Origin of the sequence: Arthrobacter sp. KNU-44 (assembly GCF_051843155.1) — a bacterium.
Classification (GTDB): Bacteria; Actinomycetota; Actinomycetes; order Actinomycetales; family Micrococcaceae; genus Arthrobacter.
The window spans coordinates 3,167,457-3,190,397 of record NZ_JBPXNG010000002.1 but is presented as its reverse complement, the minus strand read 5'-3'; the positions used below and the strand labels follow the sequence as shown (position 1 = coordinate 3,190,397).

The window sequence follows — 22,941 nt, the reverse complement described above, 5'->3', positions numbered from 1 at the left end:
ACGGTCTCTACAGGACGCTGCGGGGAACATGTCCGGCCTTAGGATGCTGGCATGAGCCATTCAACGACGAATACCTCCGATGTCCTTGCCCTTGATTCCCTCTTGAGCTCCGAGGAACTGGAGCTTCGCGAGAAGGTACGCGATTTCACCGACCAGCGGATCCGGCCGAACATCGCCCGCTGGTACGAGGACGCGGTGTTCCCGCGGGAACTGCCGGCGGAACTCGGCGAACTCGGTGTCCTTGGCATGCACCTGGAGGGCTACGGCTGCCCGGGCCGCACCGCCGTCGAATACGGCCTCGCCGCGATGGAACTCGAGGCCGGCGATTCCGGCATCCGGACCTTCGTATCGGTCCAGGGCTCCCTGGCCATGACGGCGATCCACAAGTGGGGCAGCGAAGAGCAGAAGGAGCAATGGCTCCCGCGCATGGCAGCCGGCGAACTGATCGGCTGTTTTGCCTTGACAGAGCCGACGGCGGGTTCGGATCCGTCGTCGATGGCCAGCTTTGCGCGCCGCGACGGGACGGGCGACGACGCCGGCTGGGTGCTGAATGGCTCGAAGCGCTGGATCGGGATGGCATCGATCGCCGACGTCATGATCGTGTGGGCAAATACTGACGACGGCATCCGGGGCTTCCTGGTTCCCGCCGGAACTCCGGGAGTCACCGCGACTCCCATCGACGCGAAGCTTTCCATGCGCGCCTCGATCCAGTGCGATGTGGTGTTCGACGCCGTCCGGCTCGGTCCGGAAGCCCTCCTCCCGGGTGCCGTTGGCCTCCGCGGCCCGTTTTCCTGCCTCAACGAGGCGCGATACGGCATTGCTTGGGGTGCCATGGGCGCGGCCCGTGACTCCTACGAAGCCGCGCTCGAATATGCCGGAAGCCGCATGCAATTCGGCAAACCCTTGGCCAGCTACCAGTTGACCCAGGAGAAGCTCGTGAACATGGTCCTGGAAATCCAAAAGGGCACCATGCTCGCGCTACATCTTGGACGGCTCAAGGATGCGGGCAAACTGCGAGCCGAACAGATCTCGGTGGGCAAGCTCAACAATGTGCGCGAGGCAATCAAGATCGCCCGTGAAGCCCGCACCATTCTGGGTGGCAACGGCATCACGCTGGATTACCCGCCGTTACGCCATGCCAACAACCTGGAATCAGTGCGGACCTACGAAGGGACGGACGAGGTACACACGCTGATCCTGGGCCAATACATCACGGGGGTTCCGGCTTTCCGCTAGCTTCCGGTGCGAGGATCAGGCTCCGACGGCAACCGGCTCCTTCTTCCCCGCATCCTTCCGGATTGTGGCGCTGATGACCGCGGCCACCGTGCACATCGCTGCCGCGCCGATCCATGCGTAGGTGTAATGGCCGGTGGCGTCACGGATGTAGCCCGCGAGCAACGCGGCAGCCGCGGCCCCGAGCTGGTGAGCGGCAAAGACCCATCCGAACACCACAGACCCGTCCGCCCCGAACACCTTCCGGCAGATGGCCGCCGTCGGGGGCACAGTGGCTACCCAGTCCAGGCCGTAGACCACAACGAACAGGATCATGCTGGGTTGCACCGTCGAGCCCAAAAGCACGGGCAGCACCAACAGCCCGACTCCGCGGAACTGGTAGTACACAGCGAGGAGCACCTTGGGATTGAAACGGTCCGTCAACCAACCTGAAGCGATGGTGCCCACGATGTCGAAGATCCCGACGACGGCCAGCAAGCCCGCCGCAGTGGTTTCCGGCATCCCGTGGTCGTGCGCAGAGGGAATGAAGTGGGTGCCGATCAGTCCGTTGGTGGTAGCGCCGCAGATGGCGAAACCGGCAACCAGTGCCCAAAAGGTGCGCACCTTGCTGGCGCGTTTGAGGACCTGCAGGGCCCGCACAGCCGCGTTAGGCGTCTTGGCGCCTTCAGCTTGGGTGGCGTCCCCGGCAGGGGCGGCTTCCGCCGTCGTCGGCTGCTCTTCTTCGGCACCGTAAGGCCGGACCCCGACGTCCGCGGGCGAGTTCTTGAGCCAGCGCAGCACGAGCGGCACTACGGCAAGCGCACCGGCTGCGATGAGCAGCGAGGCGCCACGCCAGCCCGGGCTCTGCGCGAGCATGGCGATAAAGGGCAGGAACACAAGCTGCCCGGCGGCGCTGCCCGCCGTCAGGATGCCGATCACGAGTCCACGGTTCTTGGAGAACCACGTGTTGGCGATGGTGGCCGCGAAAACCAGGGCCATGGATCCGGTGCCGAGCCCGATCAGCACACCCCAGGTCAGCAGGATCTGCCAGGACTGGCTGACGAACACCGTCAGCGCGGAGCCGAGGCCGATCAGGCAGAGGGCAATCGAGGTGACGGTGCGGATGCCGAAGCGTTCCATGAGCGCGGCAGCGAAGGGCGCCGTGAGGCCGAACAACACCAGGTTGATGCTGACGGCGAGCGACAGGACGGTTGTTGACCAGCCGAATTCCTGCTGGAGCGGCACCATGAGCACGCCGGGCGCTGCGCGGAACCCGGCAGCGCCCACAAGTGCCAGGAACGCGACGGCGGCCACCATCCAAGCGGGGTGGAGGCGCCGCTTCCGTGGTGTCTTGCCGGCGGAAAGTTTGGTGGGACTGGGTGCGGTCATGCGGAGGGCTCCGATTCGTTCGGGAGGTCGCGTCTGGCGGGGGCAGTGGCCAAAGCCAACGGGTGTTCAGACCGCGTCAGGCTATGCCAGCTGGTGTTGGCGGCGGTCAGCCGGGACCCGCAGTGGGAGCAGGTATCAGCCGACGCCGTCGGCAGTCCGCAACCATTGTGGATCACGCGCATATGGGCGTTGTCCGCCGGGGCGTCGAGATGTTTTTCGGACCAGAGGATGATGGCGTTCAAGACAGGCAAGGCATCTTCGCCCTTGGGGGTGAGGACGTACTCCTGGCGCGTCCGAGCGCCATCCAGATACGGCCGTTGGGCAAGGAGGCCCGCTTCAACCAGCCAACCCAGTCTTTTGCTGAGGACGTTGTCTGCGATGTGGAGGCGGGTCTTGATGGCATCGAAACGGCCGTTGCCGAAGAAGACCTCCCGCAGCACCAGGCTTCCCCACGGGTCGCCCAGGATATCGAGGCCGCGGGCCAGGCTGCACGTCCGCTCGGACCAATCGGATCGTAAGGGCATGGTTTGAGATTAGCTGGCTTTTCTAAAGAAAGCCAGACTTTTGCGAGGGGCACACCAAACCTGACCATGTTTGACGGCAAATCGGCCGGGACACGCCGCTGTGATGGCGCGTCCCGGCCAATCCGGTCATCAAAAAAGGTCAGAAGTTGAGGGGCTATCAGTCAGTGATGTTGCCGATTGCCTGCTCGAGGTCCGCGATCAGGTCCTCGACGTCCTCGATGCCGCAGGAAAGCCGGATCAGGTTGACCGGAACGGCCAGCTCGGTGCCCTTGACCGAAGCGTGCGTCATCTCCGAGGGGTAGTTCATGAGGGATTCGATGCCGCCCAGGGATTCTGCCAGCGTGAAGACCTGGGTGGACTCGGCCACCTTGCGGGCCGCAGCTTCGCCGCCCTTGAACTGCACGGAAATCATGCCGCCGAATTTCTTCATCTGCTTGGCCGCGAGCTCGTGGCCCGGGTGGGAAGGCAGGCCCGGGTACAGCACGGCTTCAACCTCGGGGCGCTCAAGCAACCATTCAGCCACGGCCTGGGCGTTCTCGCTGTGGCGGTCCATGCGCACACCGAGTGTCTTGAGGCCCCGGGTGGTCAGGAACGCATCCATGGGTCCGGACACGGCGCCGACAGCGAACTGCACAAAACCGATCTTTTCGGCCAGTTCGGCGTCCTTGACCACGATCGCTCCGCCCACGACGTCCGAGTGGCCGCCGATGTACTTCGTGGTCGAGTGGACCACGACGTCGGCACCCAGGGCGAGCGGGGTCTGCAAGTAGGGCGAAGCGAAGGTGTTGTCGACGACAAGGAGGGCACCGGCGTCGTGCGCTACTTTGGCGAGCGCCTCGATATCGGTGATCTTCATCATCGGGTTGGAGGGAGTCTCCACCCAGACGATGCGGGTCTTGTTCGCCGCGACGGCCGCCGCAACGGCGTCAAGGTTGGACATGTCCACTGGTGTGTTGCCGATGCCCCACTCACCGAGCACCCGGTTGATGAGCCGGTACGTTCCGCCGTATGCGTCGTTGCCAAGAACGATGTGGTCGCCGGGCCGGGCAACGGCACGGATCAAGGAGTCCTCGGCGGCGAGGCCCGAGCTGAAGCTGTAGGCGCGGGTTCCGCCCTCGAGCGCGGCGAGCTGTTCCTGCAGGGCATCGCGGGTGGGGTTGGTGCCGCGGCCGTATTCGTAGCCGTCCCGCAAACCGCCTATGCCGTCCTGGGCATACGTCGAGCTGAAGTGCAGCGGCGGGACCACTGCGCCGGTGCGCGGTTCGAAGGCCTGGCCGGCGTGGACGGCACGCGTGTTGAATCCTGCTTCGTTTGCAGACATATGAACTCCTAGTGTCAGTTGCTCAGGTAGGCGAGAAGGTCGTGGCGGGTCAGGATGCCCACGGGAGCTCCGACGAACGTCACCATGACGGTGTCGACGTCGGAAAGCAGCTCGCGTGCGGCGGAGATGGTTTCCAAGAAGCCGATGACCGGCAAGCGCTCCCCCATGTGCTCGGAGATCTTGTCGGTCAATTTCGCCTCGCCACGGAACAGCTTGGAGGTCAGCGTGCGCTCATCGACGGCGCCGAGCACCTCGCCCATGACCACCGGCGGTTCCTGCGAGAGGACCGGGATGTGCGAAACCCCGAATTCGTTCATGATGTTGATGACATCGCGCACGGTCTCGTTGGGATGTATATGGACAAGGTCCGGCATCTCGCCCGTCTTGGACTTCAAAACCTCGCCAACCGAGGCTTCCTCCCCGCCGGAGAGGAAACCGTAGGAGCGCATCCACTTGTCGTTGAAGATCTTCGCCAGGTAGCCGCGCCCGGAGTCCGGCAGGATCACGACGACGACGGCTTCCTCGCCAAGGTCTTTGGCCACCTGCAACGCGGCAACCACTGCCATGCCGGATGACCCGCCGACCAGGAGGCCTTCCTCGCGGGCCAGTCGCCGGGTCATCTCGAAGGAGTCGGCGTCGCTGACGGCAATGACATCGTCCGGCACGGTCTTGTCGTAGTTGGCCGGCCACATGTCCTCGCCGACGCCTTCCACGAAGTAGGGCCGCCCGGTGCCGCCCGAGTAGACCGAGCCTGCCGGGTCTGCGCCGATGACCTTGACGCGGCCGCCGTCGGAATCCGGCCGGTTGGCGGACACATCCTTGAGGTACCGTCCGGTACCGGTGATGGTGCCGCCTGTGCCCGCGCCGATCACCACATGGGTGATCTTCCCGTCGGTGTCACGCCAGATCTCTGGCCCGGTGGTTTCGTAGTGGCTGCCGGGGGCGGCGGGGTTGGAGAACTGGTCTGGCTTGTAGGCTCCGGGGATTTCCGACACGAGCCGGTCGGAGACGCTGTAGTAGCTTTGCGGGCTGTCCGGGGCCACAGAAGTGGGAGTGACCACAACTTCGGCGCCGTACGCCTGGAGCACGGCACGCTTGTCCTCGCCGACCTTGTCCGGGACAACGAAGATGCACCTGTAGCCCTTTTGCTGGGCCACGAGGGCGAGTCCCACGCCGGTGTTGCCCGAGGTGGGTTCCACGATGGTTCCGCCCGGCTTGAGCTTCCCTTCCCGCTCTGCCTCCTCGATCATCTTCACCGCGATGCGGTCTTTGATCGAGCCGCCGGGGTTCACATATTCGAGCTTCACCAGAATGGTGGCTTTGATGTCCCCGGTCACGTGGTTGAGCTTGATGAGCGGTGTATTGCCAATGAGGTCCAGGACGGACTGGGCGTACTTCATAGGTACCAAGTTACCGCCTGGTCGGGACTGCTCCTGTGCAGCGGAGGGTCGGGATGGTGGCGGGTCCGCGTCCGCTTCGCGTCTAGCCAAAGGACGGCCTCGCGGGGCAAGCTAGCGGGGACACCCTCCAAGGAAAGGACATGGACCATGGATTGGACCCTCGAAGTGGTTGTGCTCCCCGTGAGTGACATTGACCGTGCCATCGAGTTCTACCGCGACAAGGTGGGCTTCAACCTCGACCACAACACCACCAACGAGCACATGCACGTGGCGCAGCTGACCCCGCCAGGCTCCGGATGCTCGATCGTCGTCGGAGACCTGCCCGCGCAGAGCGAGATGGCGCCGGGTTCCATGCGGGGCCTTCAACTTGTGGTGGCGGATGCGCGCGCTGCACGCGAGGAAATACTCAGCCGCGGAGTCGAGGCCAGCGAAATCACCGTCTTCGACGAGCGCGACGGCGGCACGTTCTTCGGCTTCAGCGATCCGGACGGAAACACCTGGGCGGTGCAGGAACTCAAGGTCCGCGCCGGGAAGCCATTGATTCCGGCGGAGGCCCGCGGGCGCTTCGGAGAATAGGCAACCGACTCACTCAGCCGGTGCAGTGCCTCCTGCCGAAGAGTCGGTCTGCCAGAGGCCCAGGATGTTGCCTTCAGTGTCCTTGAAATAGGCGTAGTAGCCCATTCCCGGAACAGCATCCTTGCCCTTGACCACTGAACCGCCCGCACTCTCGATTTGGCCGAGCGATGCCTCGATATCTTCGACGTCGACCGTGATGATGGGAGTCTTCAGCTCTTCCGAGCGCGGGAAAAGTGCGCCATTGATGGCCCCCGGCGAGCTCGGCATGCCCGTCTGCGGGTCTGACGGCGTGGTGATTGCGATCGTGTAGTCCATCTCCTGCATGGGGTTGAGCATCCAGCCGAAGGCACCCTGGTAGAAAGTGTTGGCCCGCTCCTTGTCGTCCGCGGGGATTTCAAAATGCACAACACCGGCCATTGCGTTCTCCTGAAATTGTCATGGAAGGCGCAGACGCCCCGCGCCACACGTGGAGTCTAGTCGTGTGGGTTTCGCGGCGTAAGGGGCTTGAACGCCGCACTTTTGGAGTGTTGTCGGACGAGCATGCGACCATGAATGAATGACCATCGTCGATGCCCCACCCGCCGCAGCGGCTGCGGCCGACGCGTCGGTGCGATGGCACTCCGGCGGCCCTTTCGACCTTCTGCAGACCCTCGGTATCCTCATGCGCGGCAACGGCGATCCGTCGTTCGCTGCGCGGCAGGACGGCGTGTGGATGGCGTTCACTACGCCGGACGGTCCGGTCACCTTGCGCCTCACCGCCGCGGGAACCGGCCAAGACACGCATGTCGATGCCCAGGCTTGGGGCACCGGCGCCGATTCGGCAATCGCCTCTGTGCCTGCGCTGTTGGGGAGCGGGGACGACTGGTCCGGCTTTGACGAGGCTGCGTTCCATGCGACTCTTCCGCGGATGGTCAGGGAAGCCCGACGCCGGAACCTCGCCGTCCGTTTACCTACCACCGGCCGTGTGGTGGACTCCCTCGTGCCCACGATTCTTGAGCAAAAGGTCACCACTATCGAGGCCCGGAGGGGCTATCGCTACTTGATGTACCGTTACGGTACCGCAGCGCCAAGCGGGGGCCGCCTTTCGACGTCGAGCCTGCCGTCGGGCCTGCTCGTCGCGCCGACCGCCGCCCAATGGTTGGCCATTCCTTCCTGGGAATGGCACAAGGCCGGTGTGGGTCCCCAGCGTTCTGCAACAGTCATGCGGGCGCTGCGATCCGCCGTCGCGCTCGAACGGCTCGCCTCACTCAGCGCGGCGGAGGCCGGGGCCAAGATGCAGACGATTCCTGGCATCGGCATCTGGACGGCTGCCGAGGTCGTCCAACGAACCCATGGCTGCCCGGATTCGATCGCGGTGGGCGACTACCATTTGGCCTCGTACATCGGTTACGCGCTCACGGGCAGGAAAACGGACGACGCCGGAATGATCGCCCTCCTGGAACCCTGGCGCGGTCACCGGCAGCGGGTAGTCCGGATGCTGGGGCTCAGCGGCTTCCGCAAACCGACGTTCGGGCCGCGGATGACCATTCAGGACCACCGAGGACACTAGCAACGCGGGGTCACTTACGGCCCATGTTGCTGCCCGGCACTGGTGAACGCTTCGTCCCTCCGGTTGTCCCTTGTCTGCCGTTCCCGCGTGAGATGCGGGGCGCCGTCATACTGCACGGCGATCCGGAACCGCCGGTACCCCAGGTCCGCGGAAGGCGACCACGGATCGTCCGGATCGACGCGGAGCTGCAATTCCGGTTCAGGCAACCGCGCATCCACCATGGCCAGCCGCAGGAATGTCTCCGGGAACGAATCTGCTCCGACCCGCATGTCTTCAAGGGCAAGCCGGGCCTTCTCGACGCCTTTCATGTTCGGATGCTGCCGAATCAGGAGCCGCAACCCGTCCTTGTTCGCGTAGGGCGCCGTTCTTCCTTCGAGGCCCGGCCGGGGCATGCGGATCAACTGGTCTCCCATGGCGATCACGTACCGCAGCGGCAACTGCTGCGCCAGGTCAAGCCACGTCCGGGATGGAGAGGACACAGGAATTCCGTCAATTTCCGTGACTTCGTCCGGGAGGACACGGACTCGGTGCCCCGTTACTCCGGTTCGTCGGACCCTGGGAAGAGCATGGGGCTTGCTGAGGTGGACCGTCTCGCCGCCGCCGAGCCACGGAGGAAGGCCGAGGCGGGTCAATATCGCGGCACTCTCATGGGACACCCAGGCGCCCGGTGTTGCCGCGGCAAGGATCCTGGCCCTTTCGGAAAACTCAAACTCGCGACCCGAAGGCAAGTAGATCAGGCGGCCGCCGTCGGACACGTCCCTCGCCCGGAGCCGCTTCGGAGCGACGCCAAGCACGCGGGATTCATAGACCGTGAAAGGACGGTCACTGAGTTCCTTCGGCAGCGGAATGATGCGGACCATGGGATCCAGTTTGACCGCAATTCGACCCCGACAAGGAGTTATCCACAGGCAGACTTCCAACCACCCCAACGCGGGGTCACTTACGGCCCATGTCGAGCAGCAACATGGGCCGTAAATGACCCCGCGTTGGCATTAGAGTCCGAGGCGGGCGATCGCTTCTTCGCGCATGTCGATCTTGCGCACCTTGCCGGACACCGTCATGGGGAAGCTCTCCCGGATGTCCACGTAGCGCGGGATCTTGTAGTGGGCCAGTTTGCCGCGGCAGAACTCCTGCACCCCGGCCAAGTCCAAAGCTGCTCCCGGCTTGAGGATGATGCAGGCCATCAGCTCTTCGCCGTATTTGGCATCCGGAACCCCGATGACCTGGACATCCTGGACGGCGGGATGCCTGTACAGGAACTCCTCGATTTCGCGGGGATAGACGTTCTCGCCGCCGCGGATGACCATGTCCTTCATGCGGCCTTCGATCACGATGAAGCCGTCCGAGTCCATCCGGGCGAGGTCGCCGGTGTGCATCCAGCCGTCGTCGTCGATAGCCTCAGCCGTCTTCTCGGGCTGGCCCCAGTACCCTGCCATCACGGCGTAACCCCGCGTGCACAACTCGCCGATCCCGCCGCGTTCCAGGGTTTCGCCAGTGCCTGGATCCACGATCTTGGACTCGAGCCGGGGCATCGTGCGCCCTACCGTCGTGGTCCTCTGCTCCAGGGTGTCCGCCGCGAGGGTCATGGTAGACACGGGCGAAGTCTCGGTCATCCCGTAGCAAATGGCTACGTCCCGCATGTTCATCTCGGAGATGACACGCTCCATGACCTCAATAGGGCACAGGGAGCCTGCCATGACGCCGGTACGCAGCGTGGAGAGATCGTAGGAGGCGAAATCGGGCAAAGCCAACTCGGCGATGAACATCGTGGGAACCCCGTACAGGGAGGTCCCGCCAAAATCCTGCACGGCTTCCAAGGCGGCGGCGGGGGTGAATCCGCGCCCCGGGATGATGGCGGCCGCACCGTAGCTCAGGGCATTCAGGTTCCCGATGACCATGCCGAAGCAGTGGTAGAACGGCACCGGAAGGACCACCCGGTCGCGTTCCGTATATCCGAGCAGCCTGCCAATCTGGTTGCCGTTGTTGAGGATATTGTGGTGGGTCAGCGTGGCACCCTTCGGGAAGCCGGTGGTCCCCGAGGTGTATTGCAGATTGATGGGATCGTGCGGGTCCAGTTCCGCCATGCGAGCCTTGAGCGCTGAAGGGGCGACGTCGTCCGCCCGCTTGAGCAGTTCGGCGTACGTCAGCTCAGCGTCTGTTTGCGGTTCGCCCGCGTTGAGCATGTCCAGTCCCAGATCGGGAAGGAAGACCAGCTCCCGAAGCTCGGGACAGCTGGCCAAGGCCGCCCGGGCCATGCCCACATAGTCGCTGTTCTTGTCCGATGGAGCGGCCACCAGCATCCGCATGCCGTTCTGGCGGACCACGAATTCGAGTTCGTGGCTGCGGTACGCCGGATTGACGTTGACCAGGATCGCGCCGGCCTTCGCTGTGGCATATTGCAGGATGGTCCATTCGGCGCAGTTCGGGCTCCAGATGCCCACCCTGTCGCCCTTGGCGACGCCCATGGCGAGCAGCGCACGCGCGAGCCGGTCGACGTCGTCGTTCAGTTTTTCGTAGCTCCAGCGACGGGCCTCATCGCCGGGCACCACGGCGGCTTCGATGAGCGCATCCCGCAACGGAAACCGCGCCGCGACGCGTTCAAAGTTGGCGCCGATGGTCTCTTCAAGCAGCGGGACGTCAGTGTCCCCGGCTGTGTAGGAAAGCATGAACGCACGCTACCAACTCCGCGGGGCCAAGAGAAGACTTTTGCTTGGAAGTCCTACAAAATATTTCAGGGCCTTGCCGGGCCAGCCGGTAATGTGAATCCCATGAGTGCACCCATTGACCTACAGGCCACGTTCATTCCCAACGACGGCGAATTCTTCCGCGTCAAGCTCGCGCTGGAAATCGCGATCGACGAAGTGGTGAACGAGCCCGGCTGCATCCGCTACGAGCTCACCGAAGCCAACGAGGACAAGCTGGTCCTGACCGAGCAGTGGGCCTCCGAGGAACACCTCGACATCCACTCCAAGGGCATCGCTGTCCAGGACCTCAACGAATCCCTCAGCGCACTGCTGGCGGAGCCTGTGATGCTCGAGCGCCTCTAGGAGTTTCCTCTAGGAGTTTTCTGCGCGCTGCTTTGCGATGTGCGCGTGGACCTCATCCATATCGAGCCCCTTGACGGCCTCGATGACCTGCTCCAGCTGGGGTCCGTTCAGCGCGCCCGGCTGGGAGAACACGAGGACCTTTTCGCGGAACGCCATGAGCGTGGGGATCGAGGAGATCCCGGCTTCGGCGGCGAGCTGCTGCTCGGCCTCGGTGTCCACTTTGGCGAAGAAGACATCGTCGTGCTTCTCGGAAGCGGCCTGGTATGTGGGGGCAAACTGCCTGCAAGGGCCGCACCACGCAGCCCAGAAATCCACCAGGACAATGTCGTTGCCCTCGATGGTCGATGCGAACTGCTCCCCGGTGATGTCAACTGTAGCCATGCTTCCACGGTACGCGACCGCGCCGCCTAAGTCGCCTCTGTTCGCTACCCGGCAAACCGGGAATAAAGCACGACGGCGGGTGGCCAAGTTGGCTCAGTCCGGCACCTTCGGCTAGTGCCAGAGGTGCGGGGCGGCCTTGCGGGAGCCGGGGAGCGCGTTGTTCTCGCGCCACTCGTGGATCCATTCGGGAAGCTCGAGGTCTGCGGGCGGCTCGCCGAACTCGGCCAGGATTTCCTCCTGGCTCACGGGCCGGCCCTTGGCGACAAGCCGGGTGGCGATGTGCGCGCGGGCGTAGATCTCGCCGTCCACCACCATGCGTTGTTCGAAGTAGATCGCTTTGGAATCAAGCCCGATGATCTTGGACTCGATGGTGTATTGCTGCCAAAGCTGCAACGACTTCCGGAATGCGATGGTCTCCCCTGCAGCCACAGGGCTCCAGCCCCGGCGGCGCATCTTCTGCCAGATCCCTGCACGCACCATAAGGTCGAAGCGTCCAAGATCCATCAGCGAGAAGTACATGCCGTTGTTTACGTGCATTGCAATGTCGATGTCCGTGGGCAGTACGCGCATGGGCAACGAGGACGTACCCCAAACGCTGAGCCTGCTCCGCCTGGACGAGGTGAACAGGATCAAGAGGGTTCGCAGAAGCAAATGCATAACCGCCATGTTACTCCGCAGTAACATTTCGGGACAGCTTCGTTTTGTGTGTCGCTACATGGCATGTCGTTTACCGCCGGTTCACGTGCCACGGGAAGAATGTCTGAAAACAAATTGCAGAAGGCACCAAGGAGATCCCGTGAGCACCACCCAAACCATCAGGGCACACGCAGAGGTGTGGCCGGAACTGCCGCTCCACCAGGAACTGGTGCTGCAGGACACCCGCGGCAACAGGATCGTGGGCACCTTGGACGGCATGACCGAGGATCGCAGCACGCTCTGGATCCAGTTGTCCGGAGGCCTGGGCCGGCAACTCGTCCACCATCAGGACGGATACTGGCTGGAGCCGGGCAGCGCGAGCTAAACCGGGCTTCTTCCGCTGTCGACGCGCCAAATCCCTGGCGACACCGGAATTCGGGCGTCGAGAGTCCATCCGCGCCGCGCAGAGAATTTTCCGCGTCGAACGGCCCGCGCGCGTCGAACGGCCCCGCCAAGAAAACACGGACAAACAAAAAAATCCCCGGAACCATGTGGTTCCGGGGATTTAATTTTGTGGCAGATGAGGGATTCGAACCCCCGTAGGCGTTGCCAGCTGATTTACAGTCAGCCCCCTTTGGCCGCTCGGGTAATCTGCCGAACTTCAAAAGAAGTCACTCCCGATCATCGTTTCGTTTCCGATCCGGTAAGCGCGAGCAAGACAACCTTACAGAACTTCTGCCGAAGAATCGAATCGAGGCGCCGAAGCCTCAAAACAGGCGAAAATCTCAGGCCCCACCAAATATCCGGCCAGCCAACTTGGCCTCGAAACTGGCTGCTTGCTCCAGCGTGATCTGGTTGAGCTGCACGGCCCGCAACAAGTCCGAGTGGACACCATCCATCCGCGATGCCGCATCAGGAACCGGACTCAGGACCACGGACGCTGCGAGCGCCGCGGCTGCAACCGCGGTTGCGGCGGTGGCGGCGGCGGCTCCGATTGAACCGGCGGCGGCAGCGGCTGACTTGGTGACGTAACGGACGGCCTGGTTGCTCATGGTGCTCCCTTTCAGGATGGGATCTTCAAACTGTTACAACTCTGTCCGGGCAGTCTCAGTTCCTGCCATGTGTGTGCTGTGAGCGAACTGTGAACGCCCGGCACACGCCGGGCGCTTCCGTATTAGGCTGGTTGGCAGACAAAGCCGCCCGTTTCCGGGCCGCAACGCATCAACCAAAGGAGAGTCATGGCAGGCGAATCCACATTCGACGTCGTCAGCAAGGTAGACAAGCAGGAAGTCGCCAACGCGCTCCACCAGTCCCAGAAGGAAATCTCACAGCGATACGACTTCAAGGGCGTCGGCGCGGAGATCGACTTCAGCGGCGAAAAGATCCTCATGAAGGCCAACTCCGAGGACCGCATCCTCGCTGTCCTGGACGTCTTCCAGTCCAAGCTCATCAAGCGCGGCATCTCCCTCAAGTCCCTCGACCAGGGCGAGCCCTACCCCTCCGGCAAGGAATTCCGCCTGGAATGCTCCATCAAGGAGGGCATTGCCCAGGACATCGCGAAGAAGATCAACAAGATCATCCGCGATGAAGCCCCGAAGTCCGTCAAGTCCCAGATCCAGGGCGACGAACTCCGCGTCACCTCGAAGTCCCGCGATGACCTCCAGGAGACCATGAACATCCTGAAGAAGTTCGAAGAGGTCGATCTCCAGTTCGTGAACTTCCGCAGCTAAGACTTCGCTGCGGCCCAGGCCGCCATCCGGAAGTACGACGACGGCGCGTTGCCCCCTGAGCGGGCAACGCGCCGTCGTCGTCTTTAACGGAGACAGGCGCGTCACGCAACGCAACTTTTTGGAGTCGAGGTCCGGCGAAGATGCCGGGATTCCGCGGCGGCACCGATCCGCGCGAATCAAAAGACTGCAACGCCTGACAAGCAGTCAAAATAATTACGACACCCTTCTTTTGCGTAATCCCTTCCAGCGGGTACTGTACTTCCTTAGGCGAGCCTAAGTGTGGCTCCCCTAACGAAAGATTCCACATGACCGCGAACTTCCTGATCGGCCTGCGCGAGGGCCTTGAAGCCACCCTCGTTGTGGTCCTGCTCATGGCCTACCTGGTCAAGACCGGACGCCGCTCGCTGCTCCCCCGGCTGTGGGCCGGCGTCGGCATCGCCGTGGCCGTATCCATCGGCTTCGGCGCCTTGCTCACCTTCGGTCCGCAGGGACTGACCTTCGCCGCGCAAGAGGCGATCGGGGGCGGATTGTCCGTTGCCGCCGTCGGGCTCGTCACCTGGATGGTCTTCTGGATGGCGCGCACCGCCCGCAGCCTCGGCGGCGAGCTGAAGTCGCAAGTGGACAAGATGGCCGACGGCGCCGCGTGGGGCCTCGTGGTGGTGGCGGCACTCGCGGTGGGCCGCGAAGGACTCGAGACCGCGCTGTTCCTTTGGGCTGCTGCCCAGGCCGCCGGGGAATCGTCGCAGCCGCTGCTAGGCGCGCTGCTCGGCCTGGCCGTCGCTGGCGGGCTCGGATACCTGCTGCATCGCGGCGTCCTCAAGGTCAACCTCTCGCGGTTCTTCACCTGGACCGGAGTCGGCCTCATCGTGATCGCGGGCGGCGTGCTCGCCTATGGCATCCATGACCTCCAGGAAGCCGGAATCCTGCCAGGGCTCCACACCCTCGCGTTCGACGTCTCCGCGGCCATCCCGCCGTCGTCCTGGTACGGCACCCTGCTGAAGGGCACCCTCAACCTGTCCCCGGCCACCACTTGGCTCGAAGCCGGGGCCTGGTTGCTCTACGTGATCCCGGTGCTCTACTTCTACATCCGCGCCAACGGTTCCACTCCCGCGAAATCTTCCGGCAACGCCGCCGCTTCCCAGGCCGCCAAAGCAGCCTAGACGCTTCTCGCACTCCACAACAGAAGGAAAACCCCATGCCTGGCACTCCCCTGCCCAAAATAACGCTGCCTAAGATGACCTCCCGCCGTCGGACAGCTTTTTCCATCGTCGCCGCGGCCGCCGCTGTTCCGCTGGTACTCACCGGCTGCACGGACAACACCAAGACGCCCGGCCCCAGCGCTTCCGCCGGACCGATACAGGTGACCAGTACCAAGACCGAGTGCAAGGTTTCTACCGGGAGCGTCCCCAGCGGCAACCTGAGCTTCGCGGTCAAAAACGAAGGCACGGAAATCACCGAGTTCTACCTCCTCGCGGAGGACGGCTTGCGGATCGTCGGCGAAGTGGAAAACATCGGTCCCGGCCTGACCCGCAACCTGGTGATCACAGCCCCTGCCGGCAAGTACACCACCGCGTGCAAGCCTGGCATGCAGGGCGACGGTATCCGTGCGACCTTCGAAGTCACGGATTCCGGAAGCAAGACCGGAGTCGATGCCGATTTCCAGAAGCTCGTGGACACCGGCGTCCAGCAATACACGGCCTACGTCAAGGACCAGACCGAGCAGCTCGTGACCGGCACCAAGGCCTTCGCCGATGCCTACGCTGCAGGCGACGCAGCAAAGGCCCGCGAACTGTACGCCGCGACCCGCATGCACTGGGAGCGGATCGAGCCCGTCGCGGAATCCTTCGGCGACCTCGATCCCAAGCTCGATGCCCGCGAAGCCGACCTTGAGCCCGGCCAGGAATGGACCGGATGGCATCGCGCGGAGAAGGACCTGTTCCCGCCGGCAGGCTACACGGCACTGACGGCCGCCGAGCGAGCCAGGATCGCCACGCAGCTCGTCGCCGATACCGAGGAGCTCGGCAAGCGCACGCGCACTGTGGTGCTCTCCGCGGACAAGCTCGGCAACGGGGCCAAGGAACTCCTGGACGAGGTCGCGCGCGGCAAGGTCACCGGCGAGGAAGAGATCTGGTCCCACACCGACCTCTGGGACTTCCAGGCCAACGTCGACGGCGCCCGGATCGCGTTCGAAAACCTCAAGTCCGCGCTTGCGCAGAAGGACGCTGCCCTCGCCACGAGCCTCGACGAGAAGTTCGCTGCCCTGCAGACCGAGCTCAAGAAGCACGCCAAGGGTGACGGCTTCGCGTACTACAACGAACTCAGCCCGGCCGAGGTCCAGCAGCTCGCCGCGCTGGTCGACGCCCTCGGAGAGCCGTTGTCCAAGCTCACCTCAGCCGTGGTCCTGTGAGCGGCTGCCCTTTCAACCACGAGCCCATTGAGGTGCCCGACGACGGGACGGAGGCTGCCGCCGTCGGGCCGGCAACCGCTTCTGGCACCCGAGCGTCCGACGGCGGGAGGGCCGGTGCGCTTGCCGGTCCTCCGCAGCGCGGCCTGTCCCGTCGGGGACTGTTCTCCCTCGCGGGCGTAGGCGGCGTCGGTGCCGCGGCAGGCCTTGCCGCCGGATACCTCAGCCATGACGCCGTGGCCGCAGTGGCCGCCCCGGCAGGTACCGGGAGCAGCGTGGTTCCTTTCTATGGCGAACGCCAAGCCGGCATCATCACTCCCGCCCAGGACCGCCTCCACATGGCCGCCTTCGACGTCACCATCGAGGACCGCGCGGCATTAATCCAGCTCCTGAAAGCCTGGACCGCTGCGGCCGAAGCCATGACCGCCGGCCGCACGACCGGCGCGACCGGCGCCGTCGACGGCCCCTACGATGCGCCGCCGGAAGACACCGGGGAAGCCCTCGATCTGGCGGCCGGCAAGCTGACGTTGACGTTCGGCTTCGGACCGGGCCTCTTCGAAACGGACGGCAAGCCCCGCTTCGGACTGGAGGGCCGCAGACCCGATGCCCTGATCGACCTGCCGCATTTCCCTGGCGACGCCTTGCAGCCCGAACGCACGGGCGGGGACATTGTGGTCCAGGCGTGCGCGGACGATCCCCAGGTCGCCGTACATGCGATCCGGAACCTCGCGCGTATCGGCTTCGGCAAGGTGCGCGTCCGTTGGTCCCAGCTGGGCTTCGGCCGGACCTCCTCCACGTCCAGGGCCCAGACGACAACCCGCAACCTTTTCGGGTTCAAGGACGGCACAGCCAACCTGAAGGCCGAAGAACCTGCACTCCTCAACGAGCATGTCTGGGCCACCGCCGGAACCCACCCGGGTGAAGCGTGGATGGCGGGAGGCAGCTACCTTGTGGCCCGGCGGATTCGGATGCATATCGAGATCTGGGACCGGACCTCGCTCCGCGAACAGGAAGGGCTGATCGGCCGCACGAAGGGTGCCGGAGCGCCATTGTCCGGAGGAGAGGAATTCACGGCGCCGGACTTCGGGATCAAGGGCCGCGACGGGGAGCCGTTGATTCCGATCGATTCCCACGTCCGTCTGGCGCACGCGGACCAGAACAACGGTGTGAAGATGCTTCGCCGCGGATACAACTACACCGATGGTTCGGACGGACTCGGCCACCTCGACGCGGGCCTGTTCTTCATCGCCTTCGTCAGGGACCCGCGGACGCATTACGTGCCCATGCAGATGGCCATGGCGAAGAGCGACAAGCTGGCCCTGGAGTACCTCAAGCACACGGGCTCGGGCCTGTTCGCAGTGCCTCCGGGCATAAAGGCGGGCGGCTTCATTGGTGAGGGCTTGTTCGCATGAAGCCGCCCGTCGTCGGACGCGGCACCGGCACTCGGTGACTTACGGGACCGCTGGCTAGGAAAGCGGCCGTCCGGCCATCCGTTCGAGCCGCTCGATGCGCTCACGCATGGGCGGGTGGGTGGCGAACAGCTTGGTCATGGCACCGCCTCGGAACGGGTTGGCAATCATGAGGTGCGAAGTATTCACGAGGCGCTGATCCTGTGGCAGCGGCACTTGCTTCACGCCCGCTTCGATCCTGCGGAGGGCTGAGGCGAGCGCCAGCGGATCGCCGGTGAGTTCCGCGCCGTCGTGGTCGGCGTCGTACTCCCTCGTGCGGGAAATGGCGAGCTGGATCAAGGAAGCGGCAAACGGTGCAAGTAGCGCCATGGCGATCATGGCAAACGGGTTGGCGTTCCGCCGGTCCCCGCCGCCGAAGAACAGCAGCATCTGGCCCACCGAAGTTATGACGCCGGCGACGGCGGCCGCGATGGACGAGGTGAGGATGTCGCGGTTGTAGACGTGCATGAGTTCATGCCCGAGGACGCCGCGGAGTTCGCGCGCGTCGAGCAAGTTCAGGATGCCCGCGGTGCAGCACACGGCGGCGTTCTTCGGATTGCGTCCCGTGGCGAAGGCATTGGGGGTCATGGTCGGAGAAATGTAGATCCGCGGCATGGGTTGGTTCGCGCGCACGGAGAGTTCCCGGACGATCTGGTACAGCTGCGGAGCCTGCTCTTCCGAAACCGGGTACGCGGCCATGGAGCGGATGGCGATCTTGTCGCTGTTCCAATATCCGTAGGCCGTTGTGGCGACGCCGATCAGGGCCATGATCCAGATGGGTCCGGCGCTGCGCGTGCTCGCCCCGATCAAGGCACCGAGTCCCAGCAGCACCGCCCAGAGCACACCGAATAGCGCTGTGGTCTTCAGGCCATTGTGATGATTATGCACTTCACTACTTTCTTGCAGTACGGCTTTTGGTTCTGATCCGATTAACGCCGACGGCGGCCCAGACGTTCCGCCCAACTAGCTCGCATTTGTTGTCGTTCTGGGCCGTGATAACGACAACAACTGTCAGCTACTTGGGCGCGGGGCTGACACTGGGCTAGGGCACCGGGTGGAGCGAATCGTACTGGAGGAATCCGCGCTGCCCGCGCGCCACGAGCCACGCCAGCACTGCGCACAGCACGCCGCCAAGGAGCAGCACCCAGCCCTCGCTGAGAACCTTGGTGACGCCACCGGCGAGCATGTCCCCCACTCGGGGACCACCTGAAACCACCACAATGAACACACCTTGCAACCGTCCCCGCATGTGGTCCGGAGTGGCCGATTGCAGGATGGTGGTGCGGAAGACCGCGCTGACCGAGTCCGAGATTCCGGCAAGGGCACAACACATCGCCGCCGGGATGATCCACAGCGTGACCCCGTCGCGCCCGACGTCCCCGGCAAGGACAACCACCAGGCCGAAAGCCGCGATCGAAAAGCCCCATCCGGCCACGGACCAGACCACCGCACTCCCTTGGCGCCGTACCCTCCCCAACGGTCCGGAGAACAACCCCGCCAGGAACGCGCCGACAGCCACCGAGGCGAGCAGCACCCCAACAGTAGTGTCGCCGCCTCCGATCATCGTGGCTCCGATGGCGGGCATGAGGGCACGCGGCTGGGCGCAGATCATCGCTATGAGGTCGATGATGAAGGTCATGCGGAGGTTCGGCCGGGTGCCCAGGAAACGGAAGCCCTCGACGACGGAGCGCAGGCCGGGTGCCGACGCGTTCGCTGCCGCGGGAAGGGCCGGGAGCTTGAAAAGGCTCCACAGCGCGAAGGCGAAGCTCAGGGCATCGATCGTGTAGGTCCAGCCAAAACCGCTCGAAGCGACCAGAACGCCGGCCAGCAGGGGGCCCGCCGTCATCGAAATACCCATGTTGAGCATGCTCAACGCGTTGGCGGCGGGCAGCAGTTCCTTGCGGACCAGCAAGGGAATGATGGCGCTGCGTGCCGGCGCGTTGATCCCTTGCGCGCCGCTCTGGATCGCGACGAGGAGGAACAGTATCCAGACATTGTTCAGCTGGAACCACGCCTGGAGTGCCAAGGCCACGCTGCAGGCCCATAAAACGAGGGACGCAACAATGGCGACTTTCCGCCGGTCATAGGCATCGGAAAGGGCCCCGCCAAACAAACCGGCGATCACCAGCGGAACCAGGGCAAAGATGCTGAGCAGGCCCACGAAGAGGCTCTGTTGGGTGATGCTGTAGACCTCGAGGCTCACGGCAACCAGGGTCAGCTGGGATCCGACCATCGATACCGAAGACCCCAGCCACAGGCGGCGGAATGCGGGGCTTTCGCGAAGCGGGGTCATGTCAGCCAGGAGTTTTGCCACCGTCCAACCCTACCCACCAACGCGTCCGCCCTCCCGGAGCGCTGCGTGGGGCGGGGTTCGCCGCTGCGGTGTGGGCCGCCGTCGGGCCGCGTGGCTCTGTCCCGCGCCCGAGTCCCGGCCGCCGTCGGCGGGTTCATCCGAAGTTAGCCTCACCTTATTGTGAAGTAATCATAATAAGTGCTTCAATGGGCGTATGGCAGATCACACGGCAGACCAGGAAGCGTGGGCTTCCGCCCTGCATTCCCACGGACGCCGCGTGACCAAACAGCGCTTGGCGGTCCTCGCGGCTGTTCAGCACAATCCACATTCCCCGGCCGAAGGCATCCTGGCTGCCGCGCGCAAGGATCTTCCCGAACTGACAGCGCAGTCTGTTTATGTGGTGCTGAGCGACCTTACGGACCTGAAGATGCTGCGACGCTTCGAACCGCCCCACTCTCCCGCGCTGTACGAGACGCGGGTGGGAGACAACCACCACCACGCCGTCTGCATCAGTTGCGGGCGGGTGGAGGATGTCGACTGCGCGGTAGGCCATGCCCCCTGCCTCACCCCGCACTGGGATGAGCACTCCAAACCCATGACCATCCAGATCGCAGACGTCCTGTACCAAGGCATCTGCCAGGACTGCCAGGCCAAACAACAGCTTCCTACTCAAACGCAAGTAACCACGAAATAGGAGAACGATGACCGCGAACATCTCGACCACCCAGTCGGGCGCCCCCGTCACCTCGGACGCGCATTCCCAGTCCGTTGGTGCCGATGGTGCCATCATCCTGACCGACCACTACTTGGTGGAAAAGCTCGCCCAGTTCAACCGCGAGCGCGTCCCGGAGCGTGTTGTCCACGCCAAGGGTGGCGGCGCTTTCGGTACCTTCAAGACGTCCTCGGACGTTTCCAAGTACACCAAGGCTGCCCTGTTCCAGCACGGTGTCGAGACGGACATGCTCATCCGTTTCTCCTCCGTTGCAGGCGAGAACGGCTCCCCTGACACGTGGCGCGACCCCCGCGGCTTCGCCGTCAAGTTCTACACTTCCGAGGGCAACTACGACCTCGTCGGCAACAACACCCCGGTGTTCTTCATCCGCGACGGCATCAAGTTCCCCGACTTCATCCACTCCCAGAAGCGCCTTCCGGGCACCCACCTGCGCGACGCCGACATGCAGTGGGACTTCTGGACCCTCTCCCCCGAGTCCGCACACCAGGTCACCTGGCTCATGGGCGACCGCGGCCTGCCGGCTTCCTGGCGCGAAATGCAGGGCTACGGCTCGCACACGTACCAGTGGATCAACGCCGAAGGCGAGCGCTTCTGGGTCAAGTACCACTTCAAGTCCAACCAGGGCGTCAAGACCATCACGGGCGACCAGGCTGAAGAACTGGCCGGTTCGGACGCGGACTTCTACATCCGCGACCTCCAGGAGAACATTGCCGCCGGCAACTTCCCGTCCTGGGAACTGCACGTCCAGGTCATGCCTTACGAGGACGCCAAGACCTACCGTTTCAACCCGTTCGACCTCACCAAGGTGTGGCCGCACTCGGACTACCCGCTGATCCACGTCGGCACCATGGAGCTCAACAAGAACCCGGAGAACTATTTCGCGCAGATCGAGCAGGCCACCTTCGCGCCGTCGAACTTCGTTCCGGGTATCGCTGCCTCCCCGGACAAGATGCTGCAGGCCCGCATCTTCTCCTACGCTGACGCACACCGTTACCGTGTGGGCACCAACCACGCCCAGATCCCGGTGAACCAGCCGAAGAACCAGGTCAACAACTACAGCCAGGACGGCGTGGGACGTTACCTGTTCAACGCTCCTTCGGTTCCGGTCTACGCACCGAACTCCGTGGGTGGCCCGGCTGCCGTTGAGCCGCAGAACCCGGCCGGCGGCTGGGAGAACGACGGCGAGCTGACGCTCTCCGCGCACTCCCTGCACGCTGAGGACGGCGACTTCGTCCAGGCTGGCGCCCTGTACCGCGAGGTCTACGACGACGGCGCCAAGGCCCGCCTGCTGGAGACCATCACGGGCGCTGTGGGCGGCGTCAAGAGCCCCGGCATCAAGGAACGCGCCATCCAGTACTGGACCAACGTCGATGCTGAACTCGGTGCCAAGTTGCGCGCCAACCTCGGCGCAGGCGAAGGCGAGTCGGCTTCAGAGGCAGCCAACAAGCTGTAACAAAGTCAACAAACGAAGCAACCCCGCTGCGGAATCTCCGCGGCGGGGTTGCTTTTTATGCCCATGGATGGCGGGCCTGATTACCGTTACGCGGCGGGTTTTCCACATAGCCGAGAATGTCTCTGGCTAGCTCGGCATTGTGATCCATAGGATCCTTACATGAGCACATTCACCGGGATCCCCGCAGAGGCCATTGCCTTCTATGCCGAACTTGAAGAGAACAACAACCGCGAATGGTGGTTGGCGCACAAAGACATCTACGACTCCGCCGTGAAGGAGCCATTGACGCTGTTGCTGGAGGAGCTTGAGCCGCGATTCGGGCCGGGCAAGGTTTTCCGTCCGAACCGGGATATCCGCTTCTCCCAGGACAAGTCCCCCTACAAGACGGCACAGGGAGCGTTTGCGGCGGACAAGGAGGGTGTGGGGTTCTACCTCCAGCTCAGTGCAGACGGCCTGTTGCTCGGCGGCGGATGCCATTCGCGCACCCCAGAGCAGATCGCCCGGTTCCGCGCCGCCACGGATTCGCCGGCCAGCGGGGAGGAACTGCAGAAAATCGTCGATTCCATCGCCGCAGCAGGTTTCGCGGTGGAAGGCGAGAAGCTCAAGACCGTGCCTCGTGGTTTCGACAAAGACCATCCCCGGGCCGAGCTCCTGAAGCACAAGTCGCTGTCTGCCGGGATGACCCTCGGCGAACCGGAATGGATGTCCCAGCCCTCAGCCAAGGAAGAAATCGCCAAGCGTTGGGAGGTATTGCGCCCGCTCGTGGAGTGGGTCAACGAGCACGCGGCACCGTAATCGTTGGGGATGTTGCCTTGGGTCCGTCGGGAGCAGTGAATCCACCGCTG

The 22,941-nt window shown here is 64.0% G+C and carries 24 protein-coding genes and 1 tRNA gene; 12 read left to right on the top strand and 13 right to left on the bottom strand.

Annotated features, from left to right (window positions below; all coding sequences use genetic code 11):
- Positions 1 to 51: 51 nt before the first annotated feature.
- A complete protein-coding gene (locus ACSVHC_RS15960) occupies positions 52 to 1,236 on the top strand; it encodes an acyl-CoA dehydrogenase family protein (protein ID WP_437771112.1) in 1,185 nt (394 codons plus the stop codon).
- Between the two features lie 15 nt (positions 1,237 to 1,251).
- Here the strand turns inward: ACSVHC_RS15960 and ACSVHC_RS15955 are convergent, their stop codons facing one another.
- From ACSVHC_RS15955 to ACSVHC_RS15940, 4 genes are all read right to left on the bottom strand, one after another.
- A complete protein-coding gene (locus ACSVHC_RS15955) occupies positions 1,252 to 2,601 on the bottom strand; it encodes an MFS transporter (RefSeq protein ID WP_437771113.1) in 1,350 nt (449 codons plus the stop codon).
- Positions 2,598 to 3,125, bottom strand: a complete 528-nt coding sequence (locus tag ACSVHC_RS15950) for a winged helix-turn-helix transcriptional regulator (RefSeq protein WP_345448684.1) — start codon at positions 3,123 to 3,125, stop codon at positions 2,598 to 2,600. The genes ACSVHC_RS15955 and ACSVHC_RS15950 overlap by 4 nt, the downstream gene beginning before the upstream one ends.
- A 157-nt stretch (positions 3,126 to 3,282) precedes the next feature.
- Positions 3,283 to 4,446 carry a cystathionine gamma-synthase gene (locus tag ACSVHC_RS15945; protein ID WP_437771114.1) on the bottom strand — a complete coding sequence of 388 codons (1,164 nt, stop codon included), beginning with the start codon at positions 4,444 to 4,446 and terminating at the stop codon, positions 3,283 to 3,285.
- A 14-nt stretch (positions 4,447 to 4,460) separates the two neighbouring features.
- A complete protein-coding gene (locus tag ACSVHC_RS15940) occupies positions 4,461 to 5,846 on the bottom strand; it encodes a cystathionine beta-synthase (protein ID WP_437771115.1) in 1,386 nt (461 codons plus the stop codon).
- A 147-nt stretch (positions 5,847 to 5,993) separates the two neighbouring features.
- On the opposite strand from ACSVHC_RS15940, the gene ACSVHC_RS15935 reads away from it, so the two are divergent.
- Positions 5,994 to 6,422 carry a VOC family protein gene (locus ACSVHC_RS15935; RefSeq protein WP_437771116.1) on the top strand — a complete coding sequence of 143 codons (429 nt, stop codon included), beginning with the start codon at positions 5,994 to 5,996 and terminating at the stop codon, positions 6,420 to 6,422.
- 9 nt (positions 6,423 to 6,431) lie between these two features.
- On the opposite strand, the gene ACSVHC_RS15930 is transcribed toward ACSVHC_RS15935, so the two are convergent.
- On the bottom strand, positions 6,432 to 6,839 hold the full coding sequence (locus tag ACSVHC_RS15930; protein ID WP_236812371.1) for a VOC family protein: 408 nt from the start codon (positions 6,837 to 6,839) through the stop codon (positions 6,432 to 6,434).
- 139 nt (positions 6,840 to 6,978) lie between these two features.
- Here ACSVHC_RS15930 and ACSVHC_RS15925 point away from each other — a divergent pair, with 139 nt between their 5' ends.
- On the top strand, positions 6,979 to 7,971 hold the full coding sequence (locus tag ACSVHC_RS15925; protein WP_439181119.1) for a DNA-3-methyladenine glycosylase family protein: 993 nt from the start codon (positions 6,979 to 6,981) through the stop codon (positions 7,969 to 7,971).
- Positions 7,972 to 7,985: 14 nt separating this feature from the next.
- On the opposite strand, the gene ACSVHC_RS15920 is transcribed toward ACSVHC_RS15925, so the two are convergent.
- Together ACSVHC_RS15920 and ACSVHC_RS15915 are read right to left on the bottom strand one after the other, a co-directional pair.
- On the bottom strand, positions 7,986 to 8,831 hold the full coding sequence (locus ACSVHC_RS15920) for a hypothetical protein (protein ID WP_437771118.1): 846 nt from the start codon (positions 8,829 to 8,831) through the stop codon (positions 7,986 to 7,988).
- A gap of 132 nt (positions 8,832 to 8,963) precedes the next feature.
- On the bottom strand, positions 8,964 to 10,637 hold the full coding sequence (locus tag ACSVHC_RS15915; RefSeq protein ID WP_437771119.1) for an AMP-binding protein: 1,674 nt from the start codon (positions 10,635 to 10,637) through the stop codon (positions 8,964 to 8,966).
- A gap of 102 nt (positions 10,638 to 10,739) precedes the next feature.
- On the opposite strand from ACSVHC_RS15915, the gene ACSVHC_RS15910 reads away from it, so the two are divergent.
- A complete protein-coding gene (locus ACSVHC_RS15910) occupies positions 10,740 to 11,018 on the top strand; it encodes a putative quinol monooxygenase (RefSeq protein WP_437771120.1) in 279 nt (92 codons plus the stop codon).
- A 9-nt stretch (positions 11,019 to 11,027) separates the two neighbouring features.
- Here the strand turns inward: ACSVHC_RS15910 and ACSVHC_RS15905 are convergent, their stop codons facing one another.
- Positions 11,028 to 11,399, bottom strand: coding sequence for a thioredoxin family protein (locus ACSVHC_RS15905; RefSeq protein WP_059387274.1), 372 nt, complete (start codon positions 11,397 to 11,399; stop codon positions 11,028 to 11,030).
- Positions 11,400 to 11,510: 111 nt separating this feature from the next.
- Complete coding sequence (locus ACSVHC_RS15900) at positions 11,511 to 12,056, bottom strand: acyl-CoA thioesterase (protein WP_437771121.1); 546 nt, start codon at positions 12,054 to 12,056, stop codon at positions 11,511 to 11,513.
- Positions 12,057 to 12,195: 139 nt separating this feature from the next.
- Between ACSVHC_RS15900 and ACSVHC_RS15895 the strand changes: the two genes are divergently transcribed.
- Complete coding sequence (locus tag ACSVHC_RS15895; RefSeq protein WP_332602775.1) at positions 12,196 to 12,420, top strand: hypothetical protein; 225 nt, start codon at positions 12,196 to 12,198, stop codon at positions 12,418 to 12,420.
- A gap of 189 nt (positions 12,421 to 12,609) precedes the next feature.
- On the opposite strand, the gene ACSVHC_RS15890 is transcribed toward ACSVHC_RS15895, so the two are convergent.
- A tRNA-Tyr gene (locus ACSVHC_RS15890) sits at positions 12,610 to 12,691 on the bottom strand.
- Between the two features lie 129 nt (positions 12,692 to 12,820).
- On the bottom strand, positions 12,821 to 13,087 hold the full coding sequence (locus ACSVHC_RS15885; RefSeq protein WP_437771123.1) for a hypothetical protein: 267 nt from the start codon (positions 13,085 to 13,087) through the stop codon (positions 12,821 to 12,823).
- A 186-nt stretch (positions 13,088 to 13,273) separates the two neighbouring features.
- Here ACSVHC_RS15885 and ACSVHC_RS15880 point away from each other — a divergent pair, with 186 nt between their 5' ends.
- The 4 genes from ACSVHC_RS15880 to efeB all read left to right on the top strand — a co-directional run bounded on the left by ACSVHC_RS15880 (position 13,274) and on the right by efeB (position 17,581).
- The gene (locus ACSVHC_RS15880; protein WP_234748976.1) at positions 13,274 to 13,765 is read left to right on the top strand and encodes a YajQ family cyclic di-GMP-binding protein; all 492 of its coding nucleotides are present in this window, start codon (positions 13,274 to 13,276) and stop codon (positions 13,763 to 13,765) included.
- A gap of 305 nt (positions 13,766 to 14,070) precedes the next feature.
- Entirely contained in the window at positions 14,071 to 14,925 is an 855-nt protein-coding gene (efeU, locus tag ACSVHC_RS15875; protein WP_437771124.1) for an iron uptake transporter permease EfeU, read from the top strand.
- A 35-nt stretch (positions 14,926 to 14,960) separates the two neighbouring features.
- Complete coding sequence (gene efeO / locus ACSVHC_RS15870; protein WP_437771125.1) at positions 14,961 to 16,172, top strand: iron uptake system protein EfeO; 1,212 nt, start codon at positions 14,961 to 14,963, stop codon at positions 16,170 to 16,172.
- Positions 16,169 to 17,581 carry an iron uptake transporter deferrochelatase/peroxidase subunit gene (efeB, locus tag ACSVHC_RS15865; RefSeq protein WP_439181118.1) on the top strand — a complete coding sequence of 471 codons (1,413 nt, stop codon included), beginning with the start codon at positions 16,169 to 16,171 and terminating at the stop codon, positions 17,579 to 17,581. The genes efeO and efeB overlap by 4 nt, the downstream gene beginning before the upstream one ends.
- Before the next feature lie 54 nt (positions 17,582 to 17,635).
- On the opposite strand, the gene htpX is transcribed toward efeB, so the two are convergent.
- Together htpX and ACSVHC_RS15855 are read right to left on the bottom strand one after the other, a co-directional pair.
- Positions 17,636 to 18,505 carry a zinc metalloprotease HtpX gene (htpX, locus tag ACSVHC_RS15860; protein ID WP_437771127.1) on the bottom strand — a complete coding sequence of 290 codons (870 nt, stop codon included), beginning with the start codon at positions 18,503 to 18,505 and terminating at the stop codon, positions 17,636 to 17,638.
- 154 nt (positions 18,506 to 18,659) lie between these two features.
- Positions 18,660 to 19,931: an MFS transporter gene (locus ACSVHC_RS15855; protein WP_437771128.1), complete on the bottom strand. Its 1,272-nt coding sequence runs from the start codon at positions 19,929 to 19,931 to the stop codon at positions 18,660 to 18,662.
- A gap of 193 nt (positions 19,932 to 20,124) precedes the next feature.
- Here ACSVHC_RS15855 and ACSVHC_RS15850 point away from each other — a divergent pair, with 193 nt between their 5' ends.
- The 3 genes from ACSVHC_RS15850 (at position 20,125) to ACSVHC_RS15840 (ending at position 22,891) form a co-directional block, all read left to right on the top strand.
- Positions 20,125 to 20,604: a Fur family transcriptional regulator gene (locus ACSVHC_RS15850; RefSeq protein WP_437771129.1), complete on the top strand. Its 480-nt coding sequence runs from the start codon at positions 20,125 to 20,127 to the stop codon at positions 20,602 to 20,604.
- Between the two features lie 7 nt (positions 20,605 to 20,611).
- Positions 20,612 to 22,096: a catalase gene (locus ACSVHC_RS15845; RefSeq protein WP_437771130.1), complete on the top strand. Its 1,485-nt coding sequence runs from the start codon at positions 20,612 to 20,614 to the stop codon at positions 22,094 to 22,096.
- A 159-nt stretch (positions 22,097 to 22,255) separates the two neighbouring features.
- Positions 22,256 to 22,891, top strand: coding sequence for a DUF2461 domain-containing protein (locus ACSVHC_RS15840; protein ID WP_437771131.1), 636 nt, complete (start codon positions 22,256 to 22,258; stop codon positions 22,889 to 22,891).
- Positions 22,892 to 22,941: the final 50 nt, after the last annotated feature.

What these genes read in the sequence shown, in the direction of transcription:
- efeU (WP_437771124.1), top strand. Translation starts at nt 14,071, where the DNA reads ATGACCGCGAACTTCCTGATCGGCCTGCGCGAGGGCCTTGAAGCCACC.
- ACSVHC_RS15960 (WP_437771112.1), top strand. Translation starts at nt 52, where the DNA reads ATGAGCCATTCAACGACGAATACCTCCGATGTCCTTGCCCTTGATTCC.
- ACSVHC_RS15925 (WP_439181119.1), top strand. Translation starts at nt 6,979, where the DNA reads ATGACCATCGTCGATGCCCCACCCGCCGCAGCGGCTGCGGCCGACGCG.
- ACSVHC_RS15845 (WP_437771130.1), top strand. Translation starts at nt 20,612, where the DNA reads ATGACCGCGAACATCTCGACCACCCAGTCGGGCGCCCCCGTCACCTCG.
- ACSVHC_RS15935 (WP_437771116.1), top strand. Translation starts at nt 5,994, where the DNA reads ATGGATTGGACCCTCGAAGTGGTTGTGCTCCCCGTGAGTGACATTGAC.
- ACSVHC_RS15920 (WP_437771118.1), bottom strand. Translation starts at nt 8,831, where the DNA reads ATGGTCCGCATCATTCCGCTGCCGAAGGAACTCAGTGACCGTCCTTTC.
- ACSVHC_RS15850 (WP_437771129.1), top strand. Translation starts at nt 20,125, where the DNA reads ATGGCAGATCACACGGCAGACCAGGAAGCGTGGGCTTCCGCCCTGCAT.
- ACSVHC_RS15950 (WP_345448684.1), bottom strand. Translation starts at nt 3,125, where the DNA reads ATGCCCTTACGATCCGATTGGTCCGAGCGGACGTGCAGCCTGGCCCGC.
- ACSVHC_RS15905 (WP_059387274.1), bottom strand. Translation starts at nt 11,399, where the DNA reads ATGGCTACAGTTGACATCACCGGGGAGCAGTTCGCATCGACCATCGAG.
- ACSVHC_RS15945 (WP_437771114.1), bottom strand. Translation starts at nt 4,446, where the DNA reads ATGTCTGCAAACGAAGCAGGATTCAACACGCGTGCCGTCCACGCCGGC.
- ACSVHC_RS15900 (WP_437771121.1), bottom strand. Translation starts at nt 12,056, where the DNA reads ATGCATTTGCTTCTGCGAACCCTCTTGATCCTGTTCACCTCGTCCAGG.
- ACSVHC_RS15910 (WP_437771120.1), top strand. Translation starts at nt 10,740, where the DNA reads ATGAGTGCACCCATTGACCTACAGGCCACGTTCATTCCCAACGACGGC.
- ACSVHC_RS15880 (WP_234748976.1), top strand. Translation starts at nt 13,274, where the DNA reads ATGGCAGGCGAATCCACATTCGACGTCGTCAGCAAGGTAGACAAGCAG.
- ACSVHC_RS15955 (WP_437771113.1), bottom strand. Translation starts at nt 2,601, where the DNA reads ATGACCGCACCCAGTCCCACCAAACTTTCCGCCGGCAAGACACCACGG.
- ACSVHC_RS15930 (WP_236812371.1), bottom strand. Translation starts at nt 6,839, where the DNA reads ATGGCCGGTGTTGTGCATTTTGAAATCCCCGCGGACGACAAGGAGCGG.
- ACSVHC_RS15885 (WP_437771123.1), bottom strand. Translation starts at nt 13,087, where the DNA reads ATGAGCAACCAGGCCGTCCGTTACGTCACCAAGTCAGCCGCTGCCGCC.
- ACSVHC_RS15915 (WP_437771119.1), bottom strand. Translation starts at nt 10,637, where the DNA reads ATGCTTTCCTACACAGCCGGGGACACTGACGTCCCGCTGCTTGAAGAG.
- ACSVHC_RS15940 (WP_437771115.1), bottom strand. Translation starts at nt 5,846, where the DNA reads ATGAAGTACGCCCAGTCCGTCCTGGACCTCATTGGCAATACACCGCTC.
- ACSVHC_RS15840 (WP_437771131.1), top strand. Translation starts at nt 22,256, where the DNA reads ATGAGCACATTCACCGGGATCCCCGCAGAGGCCATTGCCTTCTATGCC.
- efeO (WP_437771125.1), top strand. Translation starts at nt 14,961, where the DNA reads ATGCCTGGCACTCCCCTGCCCAAAATAACGCTGCCTAAGATGACCTCC.